The sequence below is a fragment of the Actinomadura sp. DC4 genome, assembly GCF_030406325.1.
Taxonomy (GTDB): domain Bacteria; phylum Actinomycetota; class Actinomycetes; order Streptosporangiales; family Streptosporangiaceae; genus Actinoallomurus.
Genome location: NZ_JAUEQY010000035.1, coordinates 60,838 through 81,118, shown reverse-complemented (window position 1 = coordinate 81,118; position 20,281 = coordinate 60,838). Strand labels below are relative to the sequence as shown.

25 protein-coding genes and 2 riboswitches are annotated in these 20,281 nt (G+C 70.6%); of the genes, 9 read left to right on the top strand and 16 right to left on the bottom strand.

Translation table 11 applies throughout. The annotated features are described in order from the left end of the window. A complete protein-coding gene (locus QWU11_RS39925; protein ID WP_290119760.1) occupies positions 1-576 on the bottom strand; it encodes a TetR/AcrR family transcriptional regulator in 576 nt (191 codons plus the stop codon). A gap of 54 nt (positions 577-630) precedes the next feature. Here QWU11_RS39925 and QWU11_RS39920 point away from each other — a divergent pair, with 54 nt between their 5' ends. Continuing rightward, complete coding sequence (locus QWU11_RS39920; RefSeq protein ID WP_290119759.1) at positions 631-795, top strand: FAD-dependent oxidoreductase; 165 nt, start codon at positions 631-633, stop codon at positions 793-795. A gap of 382 nt (positions 796-1,177) precedes the next feature. Further along, positions 1,178-1,657 carry a hypothetical protein gene (locus QWU11_RS39915; RefSeq protein WP_290119758.1) on the top strand — a complete coding sequence of 160 codons (480 nt, stop codon included), beginning with the start codon at positions 1,178-1,180 and terminating at the stop codon, positions 1,655-1,657. Between the two features lie 3 nt (positions 1,658-1,660). Here QWU11_RS39915 and QWU11_RS39910 read toward each other — a convergent pair whose 3' ends face one another. Continuing rightward, positions 1,661-2,467 (bottom strand): siderophore-interacting protein, encoded by an 807-nt coding sequence (locus tag QWU11_RS39910; RefSeq protein WP_290119757.1) that lies wholly within the window; start codon positions 2,465-2,467, stop codon positions 1,661-1,663. A 226-nt stretch (positions 2,468-2,693) separates the two neighbouring features. Continuing rightward, positions 2,694-2,846: riboswitch (cobalamin riboswitch) on the bottom strand. Positions 2,847-2,895: 49 nt separating this feature from the next. Between QWU11_RS39910 and QWU11_RS39905 the strand changes: the two genes are divergently transcribed. Next, positions 2,896-3,177, top strand: a complete 282-nt coding sequence (locus QWU11_RS39905; protein WP_290119756.1) for a flavoprotein — start codon at positions 2,896-2,898, stop codon at positions 3,175-3,177. Positions 3,178-3,188: 11 nt separating this feature from the next. Here the strand turns inward: QWU11_RS39905 and QWU11_RS39900 are convergent, their stop codons facing one another. The 5 genes from QWU11_RS39900 to QWU11_RS39880 form a co-directional block, all read right to left on the bottom strand. Continuing rightward, positions 3,189-3,827, bottom strand: a complete 639-nt coding sequence (locus tag QWU11_RS39900) for a hypothetical protein (RefSeq protein WP_290119755.1) — start codon at positions 3,825-3,827, stop codon at positions 3,189-3,191. Between the two features lie 64 nt (positions 3,828-3,891). After that, on the bottom strand, positions 3,892-4,329 hold the full coding sequence (locus QWU11_RS39895) for a hypothetical protein (protein ID WP_290119754.1): 438 nt from the start codon (positions 4,327-4,329) through the stop codon (positions 3,892-3,894). Between the two features lie 10 nt (positions 4,330-4,339). Beyond that, entirely contained in the window at positions 4,340-5,422 is a 1,083-nt protein-coding gene (locus QWU11_RS39890) for a DUF6745 domain-containing protein (protein WP_290119753.1), read from the bottom strand. A gap of 79 nt (positions 5,423-5,501) precedes the next feature. Further along, on the bottom strand, positions 5,502-5,993 hold the full coding sequence (locus tag QWU11_RS39885) for an isoprenylcysteine carboxylmethyltransferase family protein (RefSeq protein ID WP_290119752.1): 492 nt from the start codon (positions 5,991-5,993) through the stop codon (positions 5,502-5,504). Positions 5,994-5,997: 4 nt separating this feature from the next. Continuing rightward, the gene (locus QWU11_RS39880) at positions 5,998-6,552 is read right to left on the bottom strand and encodes a histidine phosphatase family protein (RefSeq protein WP_290119751.1); all 555 of its coding nucleotides are present in this window, start codon (positions 6,550-6,552) and stop codon (positions 5,998-6,000) included. Between the two features lie 32 nt (positions 6,553-6,584). Next, positions 6,585-6,734: riboswitch (cobalamin riboswitch) on the top strand. Positions 6,735-6,766: 32 nt separating this feature from the next. Between QWU11_RS39880 and QWU11_RS39875 the strand changes: the two genes are divergently transcribed. Beyond that, a complete protein-coding gene (locus QWU11_RS39875) occupies positions 6,767-6,982 on the top strand; it encodes a CbtB-domain containing protein (RefSeq protein ID WP_290119750.1) in 216 nt (71 codons plus the stop codon). A 22-nt stretch (positions 6,983-7,004) separates the two neighbouring features. Then, positions 7,005-7,847 carry a CbtA family protein gene (locus QWU11_RS39870; RefSeq protein WP_290119749.1) on the top strand — a complete coding sequence of 281 codons (843 nt, stop codon included), beginning with the start codon at positions 7,005-7,007 and terminating at the stop codon, positions 7,845-7,847. Here QWU11_RS39870 and QWU11_RS39865 read toward each other — a convergent pair. The 3 genes from QWU11_RS39865 to QWU11_RS39855 all read right to left on the bottom strand — a co-directional run bounded on the left by QWU11_RS39865 (position 7,837) and on the right by QWU11_RS39855 (position 10,445). After that, a complete protein-coding gene (locus QWU11_RS39865; protein ID WP_290119748.1) occupies positions 7,837-9,231 on the bottom strand; it encodes a solute carrier family 23 protein in 1,395 nt (464 codons plus the stop codon). The genes QWU11_RS39870 and QWU11_RS39865 overlap by 11 nt on opposite strands. A 124-nt stretch (positions 9,232-9,355) precedes the next feature. Then, entirely contained in the window at positions 9,356-10,144 is a 789-nt protein-coding gene (locus tag QWU11_RS39860) for an alpha/beta fold hydrolase (RefSeq protein ID WP_354670938.1), read from the bottom strand. A gap of 124 nt (positions 10,145-10,268) precedes the next feature. Further along, positions 10,269-10,445, bottom strand: a complete 177-nt coding sequence (locus QWU11_RS39855) for a hypothetical protein (RefSeq protein ID WP_290119746.1) — start codon at positions 10,443-10,445, stop codon at positions 10,269-10,271. Positions 10,446-10,555: 110 nt separating this feature from the next. Here QWU11_RS39855 and QWU11_RS39850 point away from each other — a divergent pair, with 110 nt between their 5' ends. Continuing rightward, entirely contained in the window at positions 10,556-11,290 is a 735-nt protein-coding gene (locus QWU11_RS39850; RefSeq protein WP_290119745.1) for a TetR/AcrR family transcriptional regulator, read from the top strand. Between the two features lie 8 nt (positions 11,291-11,298). On the opposite strand, the gene QWU11_RS39845 is transcribed toward QWU11_RS39850, so the two are convergent. Continuing rightward, a complete protein-coding gene (locus QWU11_RS39845) occupies positions 11,299-11,856 on the bottom strand; it encodes a class I SAM-dependent methyltransferase (RefSeq protein ID WP_290119744.1) in 558 nt (185 codons plus the stop codon). Between the two features lie 112 nt (positions 11,857-11,968). On the opposite strand from QWU11_RS39845, the gene QWU11_RS39840 reads away from it, so the two are divergent. Beyond that, the gene (locus QWU11_RS39840) at positions 11,969-12,580 is read left to right on the top strand and encodes an RDD family protein (protein WP_290119743.1); all 612 of its coding nucleotides are present in this window, start codon (positions 11,969-11,971) and stop codon (positions 12,578-12,580) included. Between the two features lie 34 nt (positions 12,581-12,614). Here QWU11_RS39840 and QWU11_RS39835 read toward each other — a convergent pair whose 3' ends face one another. The 5 genes from QWU11_RS39835 to QWU11_RS39815 all read right to left on the bottom strand — a co-directional run bounded on the left by QWU11_RS39835 (position 12,615) and on the right by QWU11_RS39815 (position 17,657). Continuing rightward, positions 12,615-12,989 carry a hypothetical protein gene (locus tag QWU11_RS39835; RefSeq protein WP_290119742.1) on the bottom strand — a complete coding sequence of 125 codons (375 nt, stop codon included), beginning with the start codon at positions 12,987-12,989 and terminating at the stop codon, positions 12,615-12,617. 95 nt (positions 12,990-13,084) lie between these two features. Next, positions 13,085-14,479, bottom strand: coding sequence for a GH1 family beta-glucosidase (locus QWU11_RS39830; protein WP_290119741.1), 1,395 nt, complete (start codon positions 14,477-14,479; stop codon positions 13,085-13,087). After that, the gene (locus tag QWU11_RS39825) at positions 14,476-15,339 is read right to left on the bottom strand and encodes a carbohydrate ABC transporter permease (RefSeq protein WP_290119740.1); all 864 of its coding nucleotides are present in this window, start codon (positions 15,337-15,339) and stop codon (positions 14,476-14,478) included. Before QWU11_RS39825 ends, QWU11_RS39830 begins: the two co-directional genes overlap by 4 nt. Next, positions 15,332-16,333 (bottom strand): sugar ABC transporter permease, encoded by a 1,002-nt coding sequence (locus QWU11_RS39820; RefSeq protein WP_290119739.1) that lies wholly within the window; start codon positions 16,331-16,333, stop codon positions 15,332-15,334. The genes QWU11_RS39825 and QWU11_RS39820 overlap by 8 nt, the downstream gene beginning before the upstream one ends. Before the next feature lie 10 nt (positions 16,334-16,343). Next, positions 16,344-17,657: a sugar ABC transporter substrate-binding protein gene (locus QWU11_RS39815; RefSeq protein WP_290119738.1), complete on the bottom strand. Its 1,314-nt coding sequence runs from the start codon at positions 17,655-17,657 to the stop codon at positions 16,344-16,346. Between the two features lie 129 nt (positions 17,658-17,786). Between QWU11_RS39815 and QWU11_RS39810 the strand changes: the two genes are divergently transcribed. Both QWU11_RS39810 and QWU11_RS39805 read left to right on the top strand, forming a co-directional pair. Next, positions 17,787-19,043 carry an ROK family transcriptional regulator gene (locus tag QWU11_RS39810; protein ID WP_290119737.1) on the top strand — a complete coding sequence of 419 codons (1,257 nt, stop codon included), beginning with the start codon at positions 17,787-17,789 and terminating at the stop codon, positions 19,041-19,043. 15 nt (positions 19,044-19,058) lie between these two features. Further along, complete coding sequence (locus tag QWU11_RS39805; protein ID WP_290119736.1) at positions 19,059-20,261, top strand: cytochrome P450; 1,203 nt, start codon at positions 19,059-19,061, stop codon at positions 20,259-20,261. Positions 20,262-20,281: the final 20 nt, after the last annotated feature.

Genomic DNA, 20,281 nt, shown 5'->3' with positions numbered 1-20,281 from the left:
TCACAACCTGTCCGGATCGGATGCCATTCCGCCGATGGCGGCCAACAGAGCGCGGAGTACGGCGCGCAGCCGCGCGGGGGTGAGCTCGCGGTCGCCCGCGCCGGCGATCTGGTCGAAGACCAGCCCGTCCACGAGGGCCACGAAGTCGGCGGCCCGGGAGTCCGGCTCCGCGACGCCGGCCGCGCCGAGCCGGTCGGCGACCATCCCGCGGACCTTCGCGCCCGCGGTGACCAGGACTTCGCGGAGCTCCGGCCGGCGTGTCGCCTCCAGGGTCAGCTCGTAGCGCGCGAGCTGCCGGTCGCGCCCGATGGTCAGCCACGCGTGGACGAGCCGGGCGGCCGCGTCGGCGAACGCGTCGAGATCGCCATTGGGCAGCGCCGGGATCTCGGCGGCGTCCACTTCGGCGAGACGTTCGACGACGGCTTTGAGCAGGGCGTTCCGGGTGCGGAAGTAGTACGAGGTCGACCCTTCGGGCAGACCCGCGGTGCGGTCGACGGCACGGTGCGTCAGCCCGCGCATGCCCTCACGCGCCAGCGTCGCGATCGCCGCGTCGGCGACCTCGGTCCGCCGTGCCATCCGCACACCTCCGCGACGACCGTATAGTTTCTCTACACTTGTAGAGGGAAATTGATGGACGTCATCGTCGTCGGAGGTGGAATCGGCGGACTCACCGCCGCGGTCGCCCTGACCCGGCAGGGCCACCGGGTCGAGGTTTGCTCGAACAGGCGGAGGAGTTCACCGAGGTGGGCGCGGGCCTGTCGGTGTGGCCGAATTCGCCGCGGTGAACGCGGGTGAGGGCGCCCCGGATGAGGGTCTGGCCGGCCTGCGCCGCCGTTGAGGTCATTGAGGGCGAGCCCCGTTCCTTGAAGCGGACGCGGCGCAAGCTCAAAGGCGTCTGGGATCAGCACGAGCACGGAGTCTCGGATCCGAATATGGACAAGATGGTCAGACGCTCGCCCGGAGTTCACAAGAACATGTGATGACGCGATCAACGCAGCGTCCCGGCGGGAGCCGATTCGCCGGTGTGAGGGTGCGGTGCCGGGTTATCGTGGCGTTCCAGGGGAGAGTGCCGCCTGAGTGGAGAGCCGTGCAGCCGCCGTACTCGCAGCCGTCCTACCCGCCGCCTCCGTCTGGTCGGCGTAGTGACAAGGCTCTTCTCGTCGGGCTTGGGGCCGGGGTGCTGCTGCTCCTGCTGCTCGCCGCCATCGTCGTCGTGCTCGCGACCTCCCACAAAAGCTCCGGTCACACCGTCCACGGTGGGCTGAGGTTTCTCAAAGTGGTCGAGGTGACGAACGCCGCCTGCCCCGCCGGGCAGACCGGGCAGACGGCCTCCGTACGCGGGGACGCCTGTTACCGGCTCGGTGACGGGCTGACCGTCTCCAAGGTCAAGCGGATCGCGCTGCGTGCGCCCCAGGCCACCAGTTCCGGCTACTCCATTCAGATCGACCTGCTGCCCCAGGACTCCGGCCGCCTCGGGTCGCTCACGGGCGAGGTCGCGCGCGAGCAGCAGCCGCGGAACCAGCTCGCCATCGTCGTCGGGGGCAAGGTCGTCTCCGCGCCTCAGGTCATCGAGCCGATTCCCGGTGGTGTGATCATGATCACCGGCAACTTCTCGCGTACGGAGGCGCAGCGGTACGTCGACCTCATCGGCGGCTAGGCCCTACGCCCGGGCGGCCTCGGCGAGCAGGTCCTCCTCGCTCGCGCCCTTCCGCCAGTAGCCGGTGAACTCCACGCGACGACGGTCGAACCCGCGCGCGCCGACCAGGTGCCGCCGTAGCGCGCGTACGGCGGAGGACTCGCCCGCGATCCACGCGTACGGGACGCCGGCCGGCAAGGAGGCCGCGCGTACGGCGTCGAGGACGGACCCCCGCGCGCCGCCGGCCAGCCACGTGACCTCGGCGTCGGCCGCGGTGGGCAGCGGCCGCTCGTCCTCAGGATGAGGGACCTCGATCCAGGCACGCACCGGCACGCCGGCCGGCAGCCAGGAGAGGATGCCGGCGACGGCGGGCAGCGCCGTCTCGTCGGCGGTCAGCAGCAGCCAGCCCGTGTCCGAGGGCGGGCGGAAGTCGATGCCGCCGTTGTCCTCGACCGACGGCCCGAGGACGGCCGCCCGGTCGCCGGGGCGCGCTCGGGCCGCCCAGCGTGACGCCGGGCCGCCGTCGCCGTGCAGTGCGAAGTCGACGTCGAACTCCTCCGGGTCACGCCGCTGCCCGCACACCGTGTACGACCGCATGTGCGGCCGTACCGACGAATCCAGGGCCCGCCACCCCGCGTACCAGTCCTCGCCGGAAGGCACGACGGGCGCCTCCTGGCCGGGGAGGGGCAGGAACAGCTTCAGGCGCTGGTCCCGCCCGCCGCTGACGAATCCCGCCAGGTCGCCGCCGAACGTGATCCGCACCATCGTCGGCCCGAGCCGCGACACGCGTACGACACGCACGTCGAAGAACCGGAAGGGCGCCGTGGGCATGGCGATGCCTTCTCTCGTACGGGGGGTTGCGGCTAAGTTAGGCTACCCTAACTTAGCCGGACGTGACCTTGAGGAGGATCTCGGCGGCTCGCCTGGACACTGCACCAGGGCCCCAGATTCCCGGCACCGGCGACCCCGATCATCTGGTCGAGAACGTGGCCGCCGGTGCGCTGCGTCTCTCCCCGGACCAACTCGCCTAGCCGTCGCCTCGTACGCGGCGCGCGGCGGCGGTCATGTTGCGAAGGGCGGCCTCGGCCTCGTGCGCATGACGGCGGTCGTTCCTGCATACCGCTGCGGGGCAGTCCCGGATTCCCGCCGGGTGACCTCTTACGACACCCCGGCCAAAAAGCCGGGGTGAACCATTCGCACCGGCGAGTATAAGCCGCACCCCGATTTCGCGCGGAAGCGGGCGGGCTAGGGTCGGCTCTGTGCCTGGTGCTCTCGAAGAGCGGGTGCTGTATCTGGTCGTCTGCGCGGCTCCGGCGGCCGCCGACGTCGAGTCGCTCGCACGGTTGGCACTGGATGCCGGCTGGCGTGTGTACGTGCTCACCTCGCCGGCGGGACGGCGTTTCGCCGATGTCGACCGGCTCGCGAGCCTTACGGGAGAGCCGGTGCGCAGCGACTACCGGCTTCCGGGCGAGCCGAAGCAACTGCCCGCGGCCGATGCGGTCATCGTCGCCCCGGCGACGTTCAACACGATCAACAGGTGAAAAGTCGTCGGCTAGTCGGGGAAGCGAGCGTGGTATTTCGTAAGGCCCTCGCCGCTCTGCCGCAGCACCCGCTGGAAATCCGCCTCTGTGTAGCTTGAGCAGCCGATCAATGCCTTGTACGTCAGGCATGCCTGGGAGTCCAGGACGTTGATCTCGTGCCTCAGCGTGAGCTCCGGGTCCCGGTTGAAGCGTCGTAGTTCACGGTCGCGTCGCCGGTCCCGTAGCCCGTACGTGCCGAGGAGGCGGGCCAGTCTCGCTTGGGCGTCGGCCAGGTGGGCGATGAGCTGGGCGGCGTCGATCGGCTCCGCGGCCCCCGAAACCGGCGGCGCGTCGCGCACCGCGTCGGCGACGCTTCTCTCCCCGCGCAGCGTCGGGTCGAGGAACTCATAGAACGCCACCGACCAACGTCCGGCGGTGATGGCGTCCGGTCCCCGTCCGACCCTTTCCAGCAGCAGGGCCCGGTTGTAGTAAAGCGACCCCAGGACCGCGCGATGCCGGCGTGAGTCCGGCTCCGTCTTGAGGAGGCGCCTCACAACCCGTGCCGCGGAAATGTTCTCCGAAAGGGCCGGGCCGTACCGGCCGGCCTCCGTATGGGCCTCCGCGACACCGATATGCGACGCCGCCTTCGAGCGGAGCTTTTCAGCCGACATCAGCAGCCTCCCAAGGGTGCCCGACACCCCCGACTATCGTCGGGCATCCCTCACAAAAGAACAATCAGTCGGCGACCAGGCGAGCGCGGCGGCCCTCCTGTTCGCGTTGGCGGCGGACCACGTACGTGCCCGGGGTGCAGCCCGTCGCTCCGTGTTCCGGGTGCAGCAGGTACGCGATGGCCGTCGCGTCGAAGACGCCCAGCGCGAGGCCGTCCTCGTCCCGTACTAAAGTCGTCCACCGGCACGTTCCCGGGTCGGCGACCAAGGTGTGCGGGTTGCCTCCCGCCTCGCCGCGCAGCAGCTCGATCCCCTCCGGCGGGACGTGGCTCCAGCCCGCGACCGGCAGGAGCCGTACAGAAACAGAGACGAGAGCCAGCGGGATGACGATGAGGTCGCCCTGCGCCTGGAGGCCGTCGACGACCGGGATGGTCATCGACTGCTCCAGGTGGTCGAGCACGGCGAGACCGGTCTGCTGGGCCAGGGCGGCGAGAGTCATGTTCATGGAGATCACCTCAGGTTCGGCGGACGAGACGGGAGTACTGCTCGGCGGACAGTCCGTACGTCCAGCCGGCGGCGGCGAGCGGGTCCGTAAGGAAACCGGGCACGGTCAGCCCGTAACGGCGGCGCTGCCCGTCGCGTTCGACGGAACCGTTGACCGCCAGCAACACCTTCGTCCCCTCGCGGAAGGCGTACAGCAGGAGTTCGGCGCCTGGATTGCCCGGGTCCGGGACGGAGGCGACCGGGGTCAGGCCGGCCTCCTCGATGTACGTGCCCCAGCCGAGGTTCTCGATCGCGCAGCGGCGGACCTCGACGTTGGGCTCCTGAGCGATCCGCCAGGCGCGCGGCTCCTCGATCGCCCAGGCGGGCACCTGCGTCCCGTGCCAGGAGTGCAGGTCCCACCCGTCCGTGTACCGCAGGGCCGGGCCGTCCGCACGGTGCAGCCGTACGGCGCCCGTCGCGCTCCACACCTCGGTGTGCAGCTCGACCGGCCGTTCGGACACGACGCAGACGTGCTCACGCGGCCACCACCAGCCGCACGTACGGGCCTGCGCCGCCCACAGGTCGAACAGCCGCGTGCGCGACGGGCCGAAGGACGCGCCCGTCAGCCTGCGTACGGCGTCATAGTGGGCGATTCGGGAAACGCACTGCAGGTCGTACCAGCCGTTTCCCCGGTGCGAAACCGAGTCGTCCGCCGCTCGTAGCGACGGATACAGGGAACTGCGGCAGGACTGCCACAGCGGGCCGCTGACCTCGCGTTGGAGCACCACGGACAGCTGCCGGTCGAAACATCGGAAGCGGGTTTCGAGTTCGGTCCACAATGCGGTCAGCAGCGCGGCGAAACGGCGGGGCAGTGGCCATTCGGCGAGGCGCGAGACGGACTCCGAAGATCGGAGCGGTACGCCGGGCGGAACGGTCTGCAGGGCGGTGACCGGCGAGGACACCCAGTGGAATCGCGGGGGAGCGAGCCCGATCAGGTGGTACAGGCCGGAAATGGCGGCCTCTGCGGCCGGACGGTCGGCGGGCCGCGTGGACAACGCCGAGCCCAGCCATTCTTCGCGGATTTCAGCAGCCTCAAGCTGCGTGGCGACGCTCACCAGATGAAGGTGACGTCATCCTTTCCATGAACCATGGGGAAATGGTGACAGACCACGACCACATCTGTCCACAACACGGTCATCCGCGCCATGGGCGTACCCGCGGCCACCAGCCCGGCACCGCATGGCGATAACGCGCGTACTCCGCGCCGAAACGGCCGGCGAGCGTGGGCTCCTCATACCAGCGCGCGAACGCCCCCATCACCACGAGCGCGACCAGCGCGTACACGACGAGAACCGGCCGGGCCAGCAGCAGTGCCTGGCCGGCGATCGCCGCCACCACCGCGACGTACATCGGGTTGCGCACATACCGGTAGATCCCGGTCACGACCAGGTGCTCGGTCGGGGCGACGGGCGCCGGTGTGCCGAGCCCGTCGCGGACGAAGCGTGCGAACGCGTGGACCAGCACCCAGGCGCCCGCCAGCAGCGGAACGAGGCCGATCACGCGCAGCGGGGGCCACCAGTGGCCCGCGTGCCACCCGGTCAGCAGCCAGGGCACGAGGCCCGCCACCGTACCGGGCGCGAGTGCCATGAACGCCGAGCTGCCGACCGCCGCCGCTGATCTTCGCACAGGGTCAGGATGACGTATCGCGACCGCCCAGGCGATGGCCGGTCTCGCGCACCTGCCAGCGGCCGCCGTGCCGGGTCAGCCAGGTCTGGGTCAGCGGCGCGGAGTCCAGGCGCCAGAACCCGGTGAGCGGCGCGCCGAGCGTGTGCAGGACGGCGGCGCGTACGACGGCGGGGTGGGTGACGGCCGCCAGCAGCGAGCGTTCGCCGGGCAACCCGAGAAGCCACGAGGCCACACGTTCGGCCAGCGCCGTCAGCGACTCACCGCCGTGCGGGGCCGCCGCGGGATCGGTCGGCCAGGCGCCGAGGTCGGGCTCCAGCTCGGTCAGCGTACGGCCGCGCCACGCTCCGAGGTCGAGGTCGGCCAGGGCCGGGTCCGCGACGGCGTCGAGGCCGACCGCCGACGCCGTCTGCGCGCAGCGGAGTTCCGGGCCGCGGAGGACCCCGTCGAAGCGGCGCGGCATCGAGGCGGCCGAGGCCGTCCGGAGGCCGCGGACGTCCAGCGGCTCGTCGCCGGGAAAACGCGCCTCCTGGGTGGCCGCGGTGGACGCGTGAGTGATCATTACCAGGCGAATCGTCATTGTCCGCGGCTTCCTGTGCATTGACGGCTGCTGAACGCGCCCGTACGATCCGGGCGAACGTGATGGTAGGAGGAAGCCGGTGAGAAACCGGCACGGTCGCGCCACTGTGTGCCACCCCGTCAGCGGGGCGGCGAGTCAGACCCTCCACCGTCTAAGGCCCGAACGAGGGACGCAGGATCCCTGAGGAGGCACCACGATGACCACGTCCACGCTGCCCACCACCCGCACCACGCCCGTTGTCGTACCCGGGACGCGGGCGGCCCTCTGGCTCTTCGGCACCGTCGCCCTCGCTCTCGCGGTGTACTACTTCATCGGCCTCGACCAGGGTGCGACCTCGGTCTTCGGCAACAACATGTACATCCACGAGTTCGTCCACGACGCACGGCACTTCCTCGGTTTCCCCTGCCACTGATCCGAACCCCGAGGAGTAAGCCGTGGAACGGCGCTTCATTCTCCGTGGGCTGCTCGTGGGCGCGATCGGTGGAGTCCTGGCGTTCGTCTTCGCCCGGATCTTCGCCGAGCCGCAGATCCAGGCGGCCATCGACTACGAGAGCGGCCGCGACGCCGCACAGGCCGTACTCGACCGCGCGGCCGGACTGCCCGCCGAGGCGGCCGACCCCGACCTTTTCAGCCGTACGATCCAGGCCAATGTCGGGATCGGCGCCGGAATCATCCTGTTCGGCGCCGCGATGGGTGCCCTGTACGCCGTCGCGTACGCCCTGGCCTGTGGCCGTACGGGCGATGTGGGGCCGCGGAGCCTGGCCCTGCTGGTCGCGCTGGGCGGTTTCCTGGGCTTCTACCTGCTGCCGTTCCTCAAGTACCCGGCCAACCCGCCCTCGGTCGGCCATCCCGAGACGATCCGCGACCGTAGCGGTCTCTACCTGGTGATGGTCCTCGTCTCGATCGTCTTCCTCGTACTGGCGGTCTGGCTAGGGCAGCGCCTGAGCGCCCGGTTCGGCACGTGGAACGCGACGCTGCTGGCGGGCCTGGCGTGCGCCGTGGCGCTGGGGATCGTGATGCTCGTCCTGCCGCAGCTCGGGCACCTGCACGCGAACGTCGAGGAGTACGGCCGACACTCGACCGAGACGCCGCTGCCCCTGCGCAACGCCCAGGGACAGATCGTCTATCCCGGCTTCCCGGCCGACCTGCTGTTCAAGTTCCGCCTGTACTCGGTGGGCGCGCAGGCCATCATGTGGGGCGCGATCGGCCTTTGTTTCGCCCCCCTCGCCGAACGCCTGCTCGCGCCGAAGCCCGCCCAGGTGCCGGTCACGGTCTGACCTCCACCGGCGCCTCGGCGGCCAGGACCTGTTCTTCCAGTTCGCGGTCGCCGAGGTGCCGCAGGCCGAAGGCGGCCTTCATCACGATGAGCAGTACGGTGCCCAGGATCATCGGCTGGCCGAAGACCAGCCGGATCGTCATCGGCATCGCCTGCAGGGTGGGCTCGGAGATGAACAGGCCGCCGATCGCGGTGATGAACGGGACACCGGCGAGCATGAGGTTCTCCCGCGTCCAGCGGACCCCGCCGAGCACGTCGATCGCGCTGGCGAACAGGACGCCGAACAGGATGGTCCCGACGGCCGCGAGTACGGGGAGCGGCACCGCCTCCAGGAGACGGTCGAAGGGTTCGAGGCCGCCGAGCGCGAGAAGGATGATCCCGGTGGTCAGCGTGACGTAGCGCGAGCCGACGCGGGTGGCCCGCAGCAGGCCGATGTTGTCCGGATAGGCCAGCGTCGACATGCCGCCGAAGATCGCGCCGATCGTGCTCCCGAGCACCTCGCCGAACACCCCCTGCGCGACGCGGTGTCCCGGCAGGTCCTGCGCGCCCCAGCCGGCCACGATGTCGTACGTCGCGATGCTCTCGGCGATCGCCGGGAACAGGGTGATGAAGAAGATGAGGACGAGGTCGCCGTGGACCTCGAAGCCGAACGGGAAGAACCGCGGCACGATGACGCCGACGTTCCGGCCGACCTCGCCGAAAGAGGTGGGCTCGAACACCGCGTACACGACCGTGCCGGCCACGACGGCGATCAGTACCGCGAGGCGCCGCAGCAGCTTGCCCCGCGGCAGGACGGTCAGCACGATGACCAGCACCGCGCCGACCGCGCCGGCGACCAGGTTGACGCTGGGGAACCCGGGGCTCTGCGGCGTGCCGAGCCAGTTCGGCAGGGCGGTGCTCGTCAGCTGGGTGGCGAGGATCAAGACGATGACGGCGGAGATGATCGGGTCCCGTACGAACCTGCTGAGCACGGTGACCAGCCCGAACCTCCTGAGCGGTATCGACAGCACACACCAGATCAGCCCGGCGACGACCATGGACCCGAACGCCGCGCCGAGACCGCCGCCCTTGGCGTGCCCGACCGCGAGCAGGGCGGCGAGCGACCCGGCGTACGGGCCCTGCACGATGGGCAGGCGCAGGAGCAGGACCGACTGGAGGATGACCACCAGGCCGGAGGTCATGAACGTGACGCCGTACAGGTAGGCGGTGTCGGAGGGGGACAGCTTGAACGCCGTCCCGATCAGCGCCGGGAAGATGAGCAGCCCGGCCATGCCCAGGATGTTCTGCACCCCGAGCCCGATCGCGCTGGAGACGGGCAACCGTTCGTCGATCCCGACGTCGAACACGGGAGCCGTACGGTGGGTGGCTTCGGGGGTGAGGGCCATCACGATCTCCTCGGCGTGCCGGGTGACGTGGGAGAATACCGCCGGAGGCGACGGATCCCTCGACGGTAGGGATACCCGCCGCCCTCGACCAGCGCGGTTTTCTGTCGGCCTCGGTTAGCGCTCCTTACACCTTCTGGTGCTCGGCCACGAAGTCGGTGATGAGCCGGTGCCACTCTTCCGGGCACTCGGCGAAGGGGAGGTGGCCGGAGTCGACCTCGACGAGCCGCGCGCCGGGAATGTCGGTGGCGAGCCGCCGGTGCAGGTCAGGGGTGACGAGCGGGTCCTGCGTCGTGGAGATCACGAGCGTCGGTACGCGGACCGCCGCCAGGTCGTCGCGGACGTCGATCCGCTGGACGAGGTCGGTGTGCTCGGGCGTACCTTCCGGGACGGTGCGGGCGAACTCCTGGAGGGCGGCGTCGAGGAACTCGGGAGGAAGGCTCTCCAGGAACGAGGTGCTGAAGGTCGCGAGGCTGAGGTACTTGGCCAGGAGCAGCTTGTCGCCGGCCTCGTGGAGCTGCCGCCAGACCGCGGCGGCGAGGCGCAGCCGGGCGTTCGCGTGGGCGAAGGTGGCGGTGAGCACGAGGGCGGTCACGCGGTCGGGGTGGCGGGTGGCGGCGCGAATCGCGACGGGGCCGCCCAGGGAGAATCCGGCGACGGCGAAGGTGTCGAGGCCTTCGGCGGTCGCGGCGGCGACCAGTTGGTCGGCCAGGTCGTCTGCGACCAGGGGAGTGTCGCTTCTCGGGGTGTCACCGGCGCCCGGGTAGTCGACGCCGACGACGGTGTGGGCCGCGGCGAGGTGGTCGAGGATCGGCCCGAAGTTGGTCTCGACGGTGCCGCCCGCGCCGTGGGCGAGCACGAGCCCGGGCCCTGATCCACGAGTCGTACGGGCGAAGGGGGGCGGTTCTGTGGTCATGACTGTCTCCCGTCTTTGGGCGCTATGACCAGACGAACAGACCACGCGCCGGATAACGCACAATCAGCGGCGACGCCCGCTCCGGTGGGCGTCGCCGCTGGTGCGCCGCTAGGACTAAGGCGCCCTAGACGTCTAGCGGACGCTGGGCGCGGGCGACGGCGCGGCCGCCCGCGGTGAGCAGCAGTCCGGGGAAGATGGCGACGCGGGCGTCGAGAACCCTCGGGATGCCGGCGACGGGCAGGCTCGGGCGCATCGGCCATCGGCGCGAACCGGGGGCTGACGTGGCCGAGGGGGTGGACATGAGTCTCCGTTCGCACGCCGTGCGAGGGTTTTCGTACAACGTACCATCGAAGGGAACAGTGTGCGAGGACGGTTGCCTGGGGAGACCTTCCCCCGTTCGAAGGACGTCGAATGCCGCGAAACACCGACCCGATCACCAACTCGGTCTGGATGCGACCGCCGAGATCACGCCGGGGGAAGCCCTCGCTGAGCCGCGACCAGATCGTGAGCGCCGCGATCGAGCTGCTCGACGCCAAGGGCCTCTCGGGCCTGAGCATGCGCCGCCTCGGTACCAAGCTGGGCGCCGGCGCCACGTCGGTCTACTGGTACGTCGCGAACAAGGACGAACTCCTCGAGCTGGCCGTCGACGAGATCTTAGGAGAGGTCGACATCCCCGATCCCGCGGTGGTCGGCTGGCGGGCGGCCGTCAGCGGCGTGATCCAGGGGCTCCGCTCGGTGATCCTGCGCCATGTGTGGATCACCTCGGTCTTCGGGTTCCGCCCCGCCATCGGCCCCCAGGCGATGCGGATGAGCGACCGGGTGGTCGCGGTGCTGACCGCGGCCGGGTTCGAGGGGGCCGAGGTGGCCTACGCCAGCTCGCTGCTGATGTCCCTGGCCATCGGCTCGGCCACGACCGACTCGGCGCTGCACATGGCGACCGTACGGTCCGGCAAGACCGTGACCGAACTGGTCGAGGAGATGGACCCCTACCTCCACCGCGTCGCCTCCGACTACCCGAGCTACGTCACGTGGTGGTCGGAGAACAAGAGCATGGACATCGAGAAACTCCAGAAGGACAGCTTCGACTTCGGCCTGGAACGCCTGCTCGACGGCCTGGCGATCCGGCTCGAACGAAAGGAACGCTAGAGAGCCGGCTACAGGCGCCGGGCGAGCAGGTGCCGCGTCGCCCCGAAGTCCGGCATGTCCAGTACGGCGAAGCCGCGCGGAAGCAGGGTGGCGGGCTCGCCCTCGCTCAGGCACCATTCCGCGGGCAGGTGCGGGCGTTCGCGCCGTGCCTCCAGAGTGAACGCCGCCCACGCCAGGACGCCGCCGGGCAGCACGGCCTCCGCCGCCGGGCCGAACAGGGCACGGTCCCAGTAGCCGGTGCACAGCACGAGGGCATGCGACGACGAGGGCCGCCACTCGGTCAGGTCGGCGTGGACGGGCGTGACGAGGTCGCCGAGGCCACGGCGGCGCGCCTCGTCGGCGAGCAGGCCGAGCGCCATGTCGGAGACGTCCACCGCCGTCACGTGCCGTCCGTGCGCGGCGGCCAGCAGCGCGCTGCCCGACGTGCCGCACGCCAGGTCGAGGACCGGTCCGTTCGGCAGCGGCATCGACAGCGCCCGTTCGGCCAGGCGGTGGGCGCTGAAGGACGCGCGCTCCGCGTGGCGGGCGTTCCACCGGAGCCGGTCGGAGTCGTCGGCTGCGGTCATGCGCCGCACCTTATCCGCCCCGCGGAAAGCGATTATCGCCCGCACCCCGCCGAATGAAACTGTCTCACAACGATTTCGGTCACACCCCGGTTCGCGGCCTTATTGTCGTCGCATGACGCAATCGCCTGATCACCCGGAAGAGCGAGAGCGCTCTCAAGGGCCGCCTCCGCAGGCTCCTCCTCCGCCGCCCGCCGCCACTCCCTACCCCTCCGCCCCGCCGATCTCCGAGCCGTACGGCAACGCCCCGCCGACCGGCATCACCGCCGACCTCGCCGGCCGCTGGGCGCGGCTCTTCGCCGCGATCATCGACGGCATCATCACCAACATCATCAGCATCGCGATCGCCGCCCCGCTGGTCGGCGGTGGTGCGATGTTCAGCGCCGGCACCAAGGATCTGGGTCACCGCCTGGCCGCCGACGGCATCACCGCGATCATCGCCATCGTCTACTACACCTTCCAGCACGGAAAGTGGGGGCAGACGATCGGCAAACGCGCCCTCGGCATCCGCGTCGTCCGCTCGCAGGACGAGGGCCCGATCTCGTACGGCACGGCCGCCTGGCGTGTCGTCTTCGAGTACCTGCTCGCCATCATCACCTTCGGGATCGGTGGTCTCCTCGACATCGCGTGGATCCTGTGGGACCCGCGCAAGCAGGCCCTGCACGACAAGGTCGCCAAGACCTACGTGGTGAAGGCCGACGGCCCGGACCCGTACGCCGGAACCTGAGCCCGGACCGGTGGCCGGCGGGCGCTCCCGCCGGTCACCGGTAGCGGAAGCCGTCGAGGAAGCGCCGGAACAGGCCGCCCTCGCGCGGCAGCGGCGCGGACGGCGGCGGTGCGACGTCCCGTTGCCGGGCTATCGGCTGGTCGTAGTCGGTCCGGGCGATCGCGTCCACGACCTGTTGCTCGTCGAAGTCGGCCGAGCCGTCGATCCGGGGTACGAACCCGACCAGCATCCCGTCGCGCATCACCTGGGCCTCCAGGCCCGCCGTGCCGTCGGTGTCCCATTCGGCCTCGCGCCCGCCGGGCAGCGACACGCGTACGCCGAACTGGCCGACGCCGGCTCTCAGCAGATGCGCGTTGACGCCCCGGTCGCGCAGCGCGTCCACGACCCGTCGTGCTCGGTTCTCGTCCATGCCACGAAATTAGCCGACGCGGGCCGACGATGACGGCCACGACCTGAGCGCGACGGCCGAGGCCCGGCGGCGGGGTGGCGCCGCCGGGCCCGGGGTCAGGCGGCGCGCTCGCCGTCGCGGCGGTGGGCGCGGATCAGGTCGCCGTACCTGCGGCCGCTGCCCTTGATGATGCGCTGCTGCGTCTCGTAGTCGACGTAGACGAGGCCGAAGCGCTTGTCATACCCGTACGCCCACTCGAAGTTGTCCAGCAGGGACCAGGCGAAGTAGCCGGCCAGCGGCGCGCCCCGGCGTGCCGCGCGGGCGCAGGCGGCCAGGTGCTCCTCCAGGTAGCGGACCCGCTCCGGGTCGTCGACCTGCCCGTCGGGACCCACGACGTCCGGCCACGCGGAGCCGTTCTCGGTCACGTAGATCCGCTGCGCGCCGTAGTCCTCGGTCATCCGCATCAGCAGCCCTTCCAGGCCGTCGTCGCGGATCTCCCAGTCCATCGCGGTCCGGCGTACGCCGGGGCGCTGCACCTCGGTGTAGAACGGCGTCGGACCGGTCGGGTCGTCGGCGATCACGGTGGGGAAGTAGTAGTTCAGCCCCAGCCAGTCGAGCGGCGCGGCGATCGTCTCCAGGTCGCCGGGGCGCTCGGGCAGGTCGACGCCGTACACCTCGCGCATGTCCGCCGGGAAGCCGCGGCCGTGGACCGGGTCGAGGAACCAGCGGATCGTGTGCCCGTCGGCGCGCCGGGCGGCGGCGACGTCGGCCTCCGAGTCCGACGCCGGCTCCGCGTAGCCCAGGTTGTTGACGAGACCGACCTGCGCGTTCGGCACCACGGCGCGGATCGCCTGCGTGGCGAGGCCGTGGCCGAGCAGCAGGTGGTACGACGCCGGCACCGCGATCGCGATGTCGGTCAGGCCGGGCGCCATCGTGCCCTCGAGGTGGCCGATCCACGCCGAGCACAGGGGCTCGTTCAGCGTGGTCCACTCGGTCACCCGGTCGCCGAGCGCCGCGGCGACGTGGGAGGAGTACGCGGCGAAGTGCTCGGCCGTCTCGCGGGAGGCCCAGCCGCCGCGGTCCTGCAGGACCTGGGGCAGGTCCCAGTGGTACAGCGTCGGGTACGGCGTGATGCCGGCCTCGAGGAGGGCGTCGACGAGGCGGTCGTAGTAGGCGAGGCCGGGCGGGTTGACCGGGCCGTCGCCGCCGGGGACGACGCGCGGCCAGGCGACCGAGAAGCGGTAGGCGTCGACGCCCAGCTCCTTCATGAGCGCGATGTCCTCGGGCCAGCGGTGGTAGCTGTCGCAGGCCACGTCGCCGTTGTCGTTTCCATCGATCTTGCCGGGGGTGTGCGAGAACGTGTCCCAGATGGACGGCGATCGGCCGTCCTCGGAAACGGCGCCTTCGACCTGGTAGGCGGCGGTGGCCACGCCCCAGGTGAAGTCGGGGGGGAGAGAGGTGAGGTCGTGCACGGACTGCCCTTCCGGTTGTTCGGCGGCAATGCCGCTCATTTGACGGCCCCGGCGGTGAGGCCGGTGACGAGGTAGCGCTGCAGCAGGAGGAACCCCGCGACGACCGGCACGCTGACGACCAGCGAGGCGGCCATGACCTGGTTCCAATAGACGTCGTACTGGGTGGAGTAGCCGCGAAGGCCCACGGCGAGCGTCCGGGTGGCGTCGTTGGTCATGACCGAGGCGAACAGCACTTCGCTCCACGCCGTCATGAAGGCGTAGACGGCGACGGCGACGATGCCCGGGATCGCGGCCGGGATCACGACGCGGAACAGCGCGCCGAGCGGGCCGCACCCGTCCACCATCGCCGCCTCGTCCAGCCCGCGGGGGATCGACTCCATGTACCCGGCGAGCATCCAGATGGAGAAGGGGAGAGAGAAGGTCAGGTAGGTGATGATGAGCCCGGCCCGCGAGCCGTACAGAGCGATCCCGGTGGCGTTCCCGATGTTGACGAAGATCAGGAACAGCGGGAGCAGGAACAGGATGCCGGGGAACATCTGGGTGGACAGGACGGTGATGGTGAACACCCGCTTGCCACGGAAGTGGTAGCGGCTCACGGCGTACGCCGCGAAGATCGCGATGAGCACCGACAGGCCCGTGGCCGCGCCGGCGACGATCGTGGAGTTCAGGAAGTAGTGGGCCAGCGGCACGGTGTGCCAGATGTCCACGTACGGGCGCAGCGTGAGGTGGGCCGGGATCCACTGGAACGTGCCGGTGACGTCCTGGAGCGGCTTCAGCGACGTGCTGATCATCACGTACACCGGCAGGGCCGCGAAGATCGCCATCAGGGTGAGCACGATCCGCCGCGTCCAGATGAACGACATCGGCCGGGCGGTCGGCGACCGGTACGCGCTAGGCATGGGCCCTCCTGCCCCTCAGCGAGGTCAGCGCCAGGTACACCGTGGTCACCACGAGGAGGAAGAGCAGCAGCAGCACGGACATGGCCGAGCCGGAGCCGAAGTTCCAGGTGAGGAACGATGCCTGGTAGATGTGGATGGAGATCAGGTCGCCCGCCGCCGGTGCCGACGCGCCGAACAGCACGTACGGCACGTTGAAGTCGTTGAACGTCCACAGGAAGAGCACGAGCACCAGGACCTGGTTGATCGGGCGCAGCGACGGCATCGTGATCCGGCGGATCTGCTGCCACACCCCGGCACCGTCGATGGCCGAGGCCTCGTACAGCTCGTCGGGGATGTTCTGCATCCCGGCCATGAGCACGAGCAGCGCGAACGGCCAGTTGCGCCAGATCGAGACGACGACCAGCGACACGAAGCTGTTGTTGCCGATCAGCCAGAACGCCGGCTTGGAGCCGAGGTGCAGCTGGTTGTACAGAACGTGGTTCACCAGGCCGTTGTCGTGCTGCAGCATGAACGCCCAGATGATGACCGAGGCGTAGATCGGCAGCGCGTACGGCGTCATGAACAGCGCGCGCAGGAAACCGCGGCCACGGAAGGCGTCCTGCATGAGGATCGCCCCGGTGATGCCGAGCAGCCAGGAGAACCCCACCGCGAGCACGGTGAACGCGCACGTGATGAGGAACGAGTGCAGCAGGGCGTGCCCGATCGCGCCGTTGAAGTCGACGGCGACGCGGTAGTTGCCCAGCCCCTTCCAGGGCGCCGCTCCCCAGTTGCGGATGTAGAACTGCGTCAGCTCCTTGAAGCTCATCACCACGCCGACGACCATCGGCACCAGGTGGATCAGCAGCTCCATGAGCAGGGCGGGCAGGACGAGGAGGTACGGGACGGCGCCCCGGCCGACCTTGTAGCTGCGCCGGGGCTTCTTGCGCGCCCGCGCCGAGCCGGGGAGAGTCTCCTCCCCCTGGCTCGGCGCGGTCGTGCCGGTGGTTGCGGCCATCGATCAGACCTCAGCCCGTCATCTGCTGCTGGGCCTTCTCGAGGCGCTTCTGGACGGTTTCGGTGGTGATCGCCTTGCCTGCGGCGGCGTCGGCGAACAGGTCCTTCAGCGCGGTGCCGACCAGGTCCTCGAACTGCGACTCCTTCGGCACCTGGGGGAGGGCCACGGCGCTCTTGGCGAGACCCTCGCGCAGGACGGCCTGCTCCGGGTTGGAGAACTGCGGGTCCGACTGGGCCGCGCTGACGGGCGGGATCGAGCCGTACTTGCCGTTGAGGATCTTCTGCTCCTCATCGCTCGTCATGAACTTGACGAACTTCAGCGCCCCGTCCTGGTTCTGGCTGTTCTTGAAGACGGCCATGTTGATGCCGGCCACCATCGTGTCGACGTTGGTGCCCTGACCGGGAGCCCCGGACTGCACCGGCACCGGGGCGACGCCCCAGTCCTCGGCCTTCATGCCGCGCTGCGCGAGCTGGACGCCCGCCGCCTGCCACAGCAGCATGCCGGCCTTGCCCGTGGCGAAGTCCTGCAGCGACTGGTTCTGCGCGTACTCCGCGTCGCCCGGCGCGGTGATCTTGTCGCTGGCGATGAAGTCGACGTACTGCTTGACGCCCGCGACCGCCCCGGGTGAGGTGAATGTGGGGTTCCCCGACGCGTCGAAGAAGTCACCGCCGTGCTGCTTGGCGAAGATGTAGGCGTGGTGGATGTTCTCGGCGTTGTTCGCGCCCTCGACGGCCAGGCCGTACTTGCCGCCACCGGTCAGCTTCTTGCCGTCGGCGACCAGGTCGGCCCAGGTCGCCGGCGGGTTGGTGATGCCGGCCGCCTTGAAGAGCTTCTTGTTGTAGTACAGGCCGTAGGCCAGGGAGTAGAGCGGCACGGCCGCGGGCGCCTTGCCCGCGGCGCCCGTCGACCCGAGAGCGGAGGCCACGAAGCGGTCCTTGCCGCCGATCGCCGTGAACGCCTTGTCGTCGAAGGGCAGCAGCGCACCGGTGGCCTGCAGGGACGCGGACCAGGTGTTGCCGATGTTCAGCACGTCGGGGCCCTGGCCGGAGGAGGCGGCGGTGAGGACGCGGTTCAGCAGGTCCGGCCAGCCGACGACCTCGAGCTTGACGTGGATCCCGGTCTGCTTCTCGAATTTCTGGAGCTCGGGCGTGAGCTTCTGCTTGTCATCATCCAGGCTCTTGCCCTGGTTGCTCGCCCAGTAGGTGAGTGTCTTGGGATTCTTGTTCCCACCGTTGCCGGTGGCGGACCCGCCGCCACATCCGGCAAGGGCGGCGGTGGCGAGGGAGACGGCTGCGATAGCAGCGGTGATCGAGGTCCTGCGCATGATCAGGGGCCCTCCGGGGCTTAGGCCAGGAAGCTTAATTTAGGTTATGAGTTAAGACGTGACAGAAGATCCGCGTCAAGAGTCGGCGGCAGGTAGGTTGCGTGATTGTGATCGGGGAGGATGGTCCGGATGAGTGATCGGGAGAAGCGGACCGTGCGCGACCTTCGGCGCACGAACCGCTCGGCTGTGCTGCGCAAGCTCTACTTCGACGGTCCCCTCAGCCGGCAGGAGCTCGCCCCGGCCACCGGGCTGAGTTCGGGCTCGATCAGCAACGTCGTGGCCGAGCTGACCGCGGACGGGCTGCTGGAGGAGGCCGGATCGGTCGACTCCGACGGCGGCCGGCCGCGCACGCTGCTGCGCGTCGCGCGCCGCAGCGCGTACCTCATCGGCGTCGACGTCGGCGAGACCCGGATCCGCGTGGAGCTGTTCGACCTCGCGCTGACCGAGCTGGCCCGCGCCGAGCGCCCCCTCGCCGCGCACGGCTACGACGTCGACCGGGTCGTCGGGCACATCCGCAGCGCGCTCGCCGACGTGCTGCGCGACGCGGACGTCGCGGCGCACCGGCTGCTCGGCGTCGGCGTGGGCGTGCCCGGCATCGTGGACCGCAGCTCGCCCGGCGGCGCGGTCGTCCACGGCCAGACCATCGGCTGGGACGCGGTGCCGCTGGAGTCGCTGCTGCGCGGTGGCGCCGGGCTCCCGCCCGAGGTGCCGCTGTTCATCGAGAACGGCGCCAAGACCCTCGGCCAGGCCGAGGTGTGGTTCGGGGCCGGGCGCGGCGCACGGCACGCGGTCATCGCGCTGATCGGCTCCGGCGTCGGCGCGTGCATCATCACCGACGGCGGCCTGTACGGCGGCGCGCACAGCAGCGCCGGCGAGTGGGGCCACACGACGCTGCAGGTGCGCGGGCGCGAGTGCCGTTGCGGTGCGCTCGGCTGTCTGGAGGCCTACGTCAGCGCCGAGGCGGTGCTGGAGCGCTGGGCCGAGATCGGTGGCGACCCGGGCGGGGACGACGAGGAGAGCGCGCTCGCCGCGCTGCTCGCCCGGGCGGCGCCCGGCCCGTCGGGCACCCCCGACGACAAGGCCGTCGCGCTGCTGGATGAGACCGCGGAGTATCTCGGTGCCGGGATCGCCGATCTGGTGAACCTCTTCAACCCCGAGCGCATCATCATCAGCGGCTGGGCGGGGCTGCTGCTCGGCCGGCACTTCCTGCCGGCCGTACGCCGGTCCGCGGCCGCGTACGCGCTCCGTCATCCCGCCGAACGTACCACCATTGAGCTGGGAAGACTCGGGCCGGACGCCGTCACGGTGGGGGCCGCGACGCTCCCCCTCGCCGACTTCCTGAGCCGCGGCGGCCGCGGCCGCGAGTCCGCCACCACCATCCGCTGACGAAAGGCGCCCCCCGTGACCACCGCCGACGACCCCTTCCTCGCCGTCCCCGAAGGCGCGCGGCACCGCGCGCTCGCCGAGCTGTCCGCGAAGGGCCCGGTGCACCGGATGCGGCTCGCCACCGGCGCGGACGCCTGGGTCGTGACCGGCCACGCCGAGGCGAAGGCGGTGCTGACCGACCCGCGCGTGGTCAGGAGCGGTGCGTCGCACATGCCGTTCGGCGACGAGATGCCGCCGGAGCTGCTCCGCGCGCTCTCCTTCAACCTGCTGACCACCGACCCGCCCGACCACACCCGGCTGCGCCGCCTCGTCTCGGCCGCGTTCACGCGCCGCCGCGTCGAGGGACTGACGCCGCGGATCGAGGCGATCTGCGCGGACCTGCTCGACGGGCTGGAGGCGCGGCTCGCCGCCGACGGCGAGGCCGACCTGATCACCGCTTTCGCCGGACCGCTGCCGATCACGGTCATCTGCGAGCTGCTGGGCGTCCCGGCCGCCTCGCACGCGGACGTACGCGCCTGGGCCGGTCCGCTGCTGGCCGGGCGGTTCGCCGGGTATGAGGCGTTCTCCCACGCCGCGGAGGAGATCGTCGAGCTCGTGCGCGGGCTCGCCGCCGAGAAGCGCCGCGCTCCGGCCGATGATCTGCTGTCCGCGCTGGTCACGGTCGACGGCGACCGGCTCAGCGAGGACGAGCTGACCTCGATGGTGTATCTCCTCCTGATCGCGGGGCACGAGACGACCGTCAACCTGATCGCCAACGGTGTCAACGTTCTGTTCGCCCACCCTGACCAGCTCGCGCTGCTGCGGGCCGAGCCGGAGCGGCTGCCCGCCGCGGTCGAGGAGATCCTGCGCTTCGACTCCCCGACCCAGGTGACGATCCCGGCGATCACCGCCGAGCCGGTCGAGGTGGCCGGTCAGCTCATCCCGGCGGGGGAGAACGTCGTCGTGGCGCTGCTGGCGGTCAACCGCGACCCGTCGCGGTTCGATGAGGCGGGGGTGTTCGACGTGGGCCGCGAGGTGGCCGGTCACCTGGCGTTCGGGCACGGCATCCACCACTGCCTGGGTGCGCCGCTGGCGCGGCTGGAGGCGCGGATCGCGCTGGGCGGGCTGCTGGAGCGGTTCGGCGACCTGGAGCCGGCCGACGGGACCCTCGAACGCCTGCCCTCTCTGCTCATCAACCGGCTGGCCGTCCTCCCCGTACGGCGGGCCGTGCCCGCCTGACCGGCCCACGCCCCACCATG

Excerpts from the sequence above, each read along its gene's own strand:
- QWU11_RS39920 (WP_290119759.1), top strand. The coding sequence starts at position 631 with ATGGACGTCATCGTCGTCGGAGGTGGAATCGGCGGACTCACCGCCGCG.
- QWU11_RS39820 (WP_290119739.1), bottom strand. The coding sequence starts at position 16,333 with ATGGCCGCAACCACCGGCACGACCGCGCCGAGCCAGGGGGAGGAGACT.
- QWU11_RS39840 (WP_290119743.1), top strand. The coding sequence starts at position 11,969 with ATGACGCAATCGCCTGATCACCCGGAAGAGCGAGAGCGCTCTCAAGGG.
- QWU11_RS39875 (WP_290119750.1), top strand. The coding sequence starts at position 6,767 with ATGACCACGTCCACGCTGCCCACCACCCGCACCACGCCCGTTGTCGTA.
- QWU11_RS39825 (WP_290119740.1), bottom strand. The coding sequence starts at position 15,339 with ATGCCTAGCGCGTACCGGTCGCCGACCGCCCGGCCGATGTCGTTCATC.
- QWU11_RS39835 (WP_290119742.1), bottom strand. The coding sequence starts at position 12,989 with ATGGACGAGAACCGAGCACGACGGGTCGTGGACGCGCTGCGCGACCGG.
- QWU11_RS39865 (WP_290119748.1), bottom strand. The coding sequence starts at position 9,231 with ATGGCCCTCACCCCCGAAGCCACCCACCGTACGGCTCCCGTGTTCGAC.
- QWU11_RS39860 (WP_354670938.1), bottom strand. The coding sequence starts at position 10,144 with ATGACCACAGAACCGCCCCCCTTCGCCCGTACGACTCGTGGATCAGGG.
- QWU11_RS39895 (WP_290119754.1), bottom strand. The coding sequence starts at position 4,329 with ATGAACATGACTCTCGCCGCCCTGGCCCAGCAGACCGGTCTCGCCGTG.
- QWU11_RS39925 (WP_290119760.1), bottom strand. The coding sequence starts at position 576 with ATGGCACGGCGGACCGAGGTCGCCGACGCGGCGATCGCGACGCTGGCG.
- QWU11_RS39810 (WP_290119737.1), top strand. The coding sequence starts at position 17,787 with ATGAGTGATCGGGAGAAGCGGACCGTGCGCGACCTTCGGCGCACGAAC.
- QWU11_RS39880 (WP_290119751.1), bottom strand. The coding sequence starts at position 6,552 with ATGATCACTCACGCGTCCACCGCGGCCACCCAGGAGGCGCGTTTTCCC.
- QWU11_RS39830 (WP_290119741.1), bottom strand. The coding sequence starts at position 14,479 with ATGAGCGGCATTGCCGCCGAACAACCGGAAGGGCAGTCCGTGCACGAC.
- QWU11_RS39845 (WP_290119744.1), bottom strand. The coding sequence starts at position 11,856 with ATGACCGCAGCCGACGACTCCGACCGGCTCCGGTGGAACGCCCGCCAC.
- QWU11_RS39815 (WP_290119738.1), bottom strand. The coding sequence starts at position 17,657 with ATGCGCAGGACCTCGATCACCGCTGCTATCGCAGCCGTCTCCCTCGCC.
- QWU11_RS39900 (WP_290119755.1), bottom strand. The coding sequence starts at position 3,827 with ATGTCGGCTGAAAAGCTCCGCTCGAAGGCGGCGTCGCATATCGGTGTC.
- QWU11_RS39850 (WP_290119745.1), top strand. The coding sequence starts at position 10,556 with ATGCCGCGAAACACCGACCCGATCACCAACTCGGTCTGGATGCGACCG.
- QWU11_RS39855 (WP_290119746.1), bottom strand. The coding sequence starts at position 10,445 with ATGTCCACCCCCTCGGCCACGTCAGCCCCCGGTTCGCGCCGATGGCCG.
- QWU11_RS39910 (WP_290119757.1), bottom strand. The coding sequence starts at position 2,467 with ATGCCCACGGCGCCCTTCCGGTTCTTCGACGTGCGTGTCGTACGCGTG.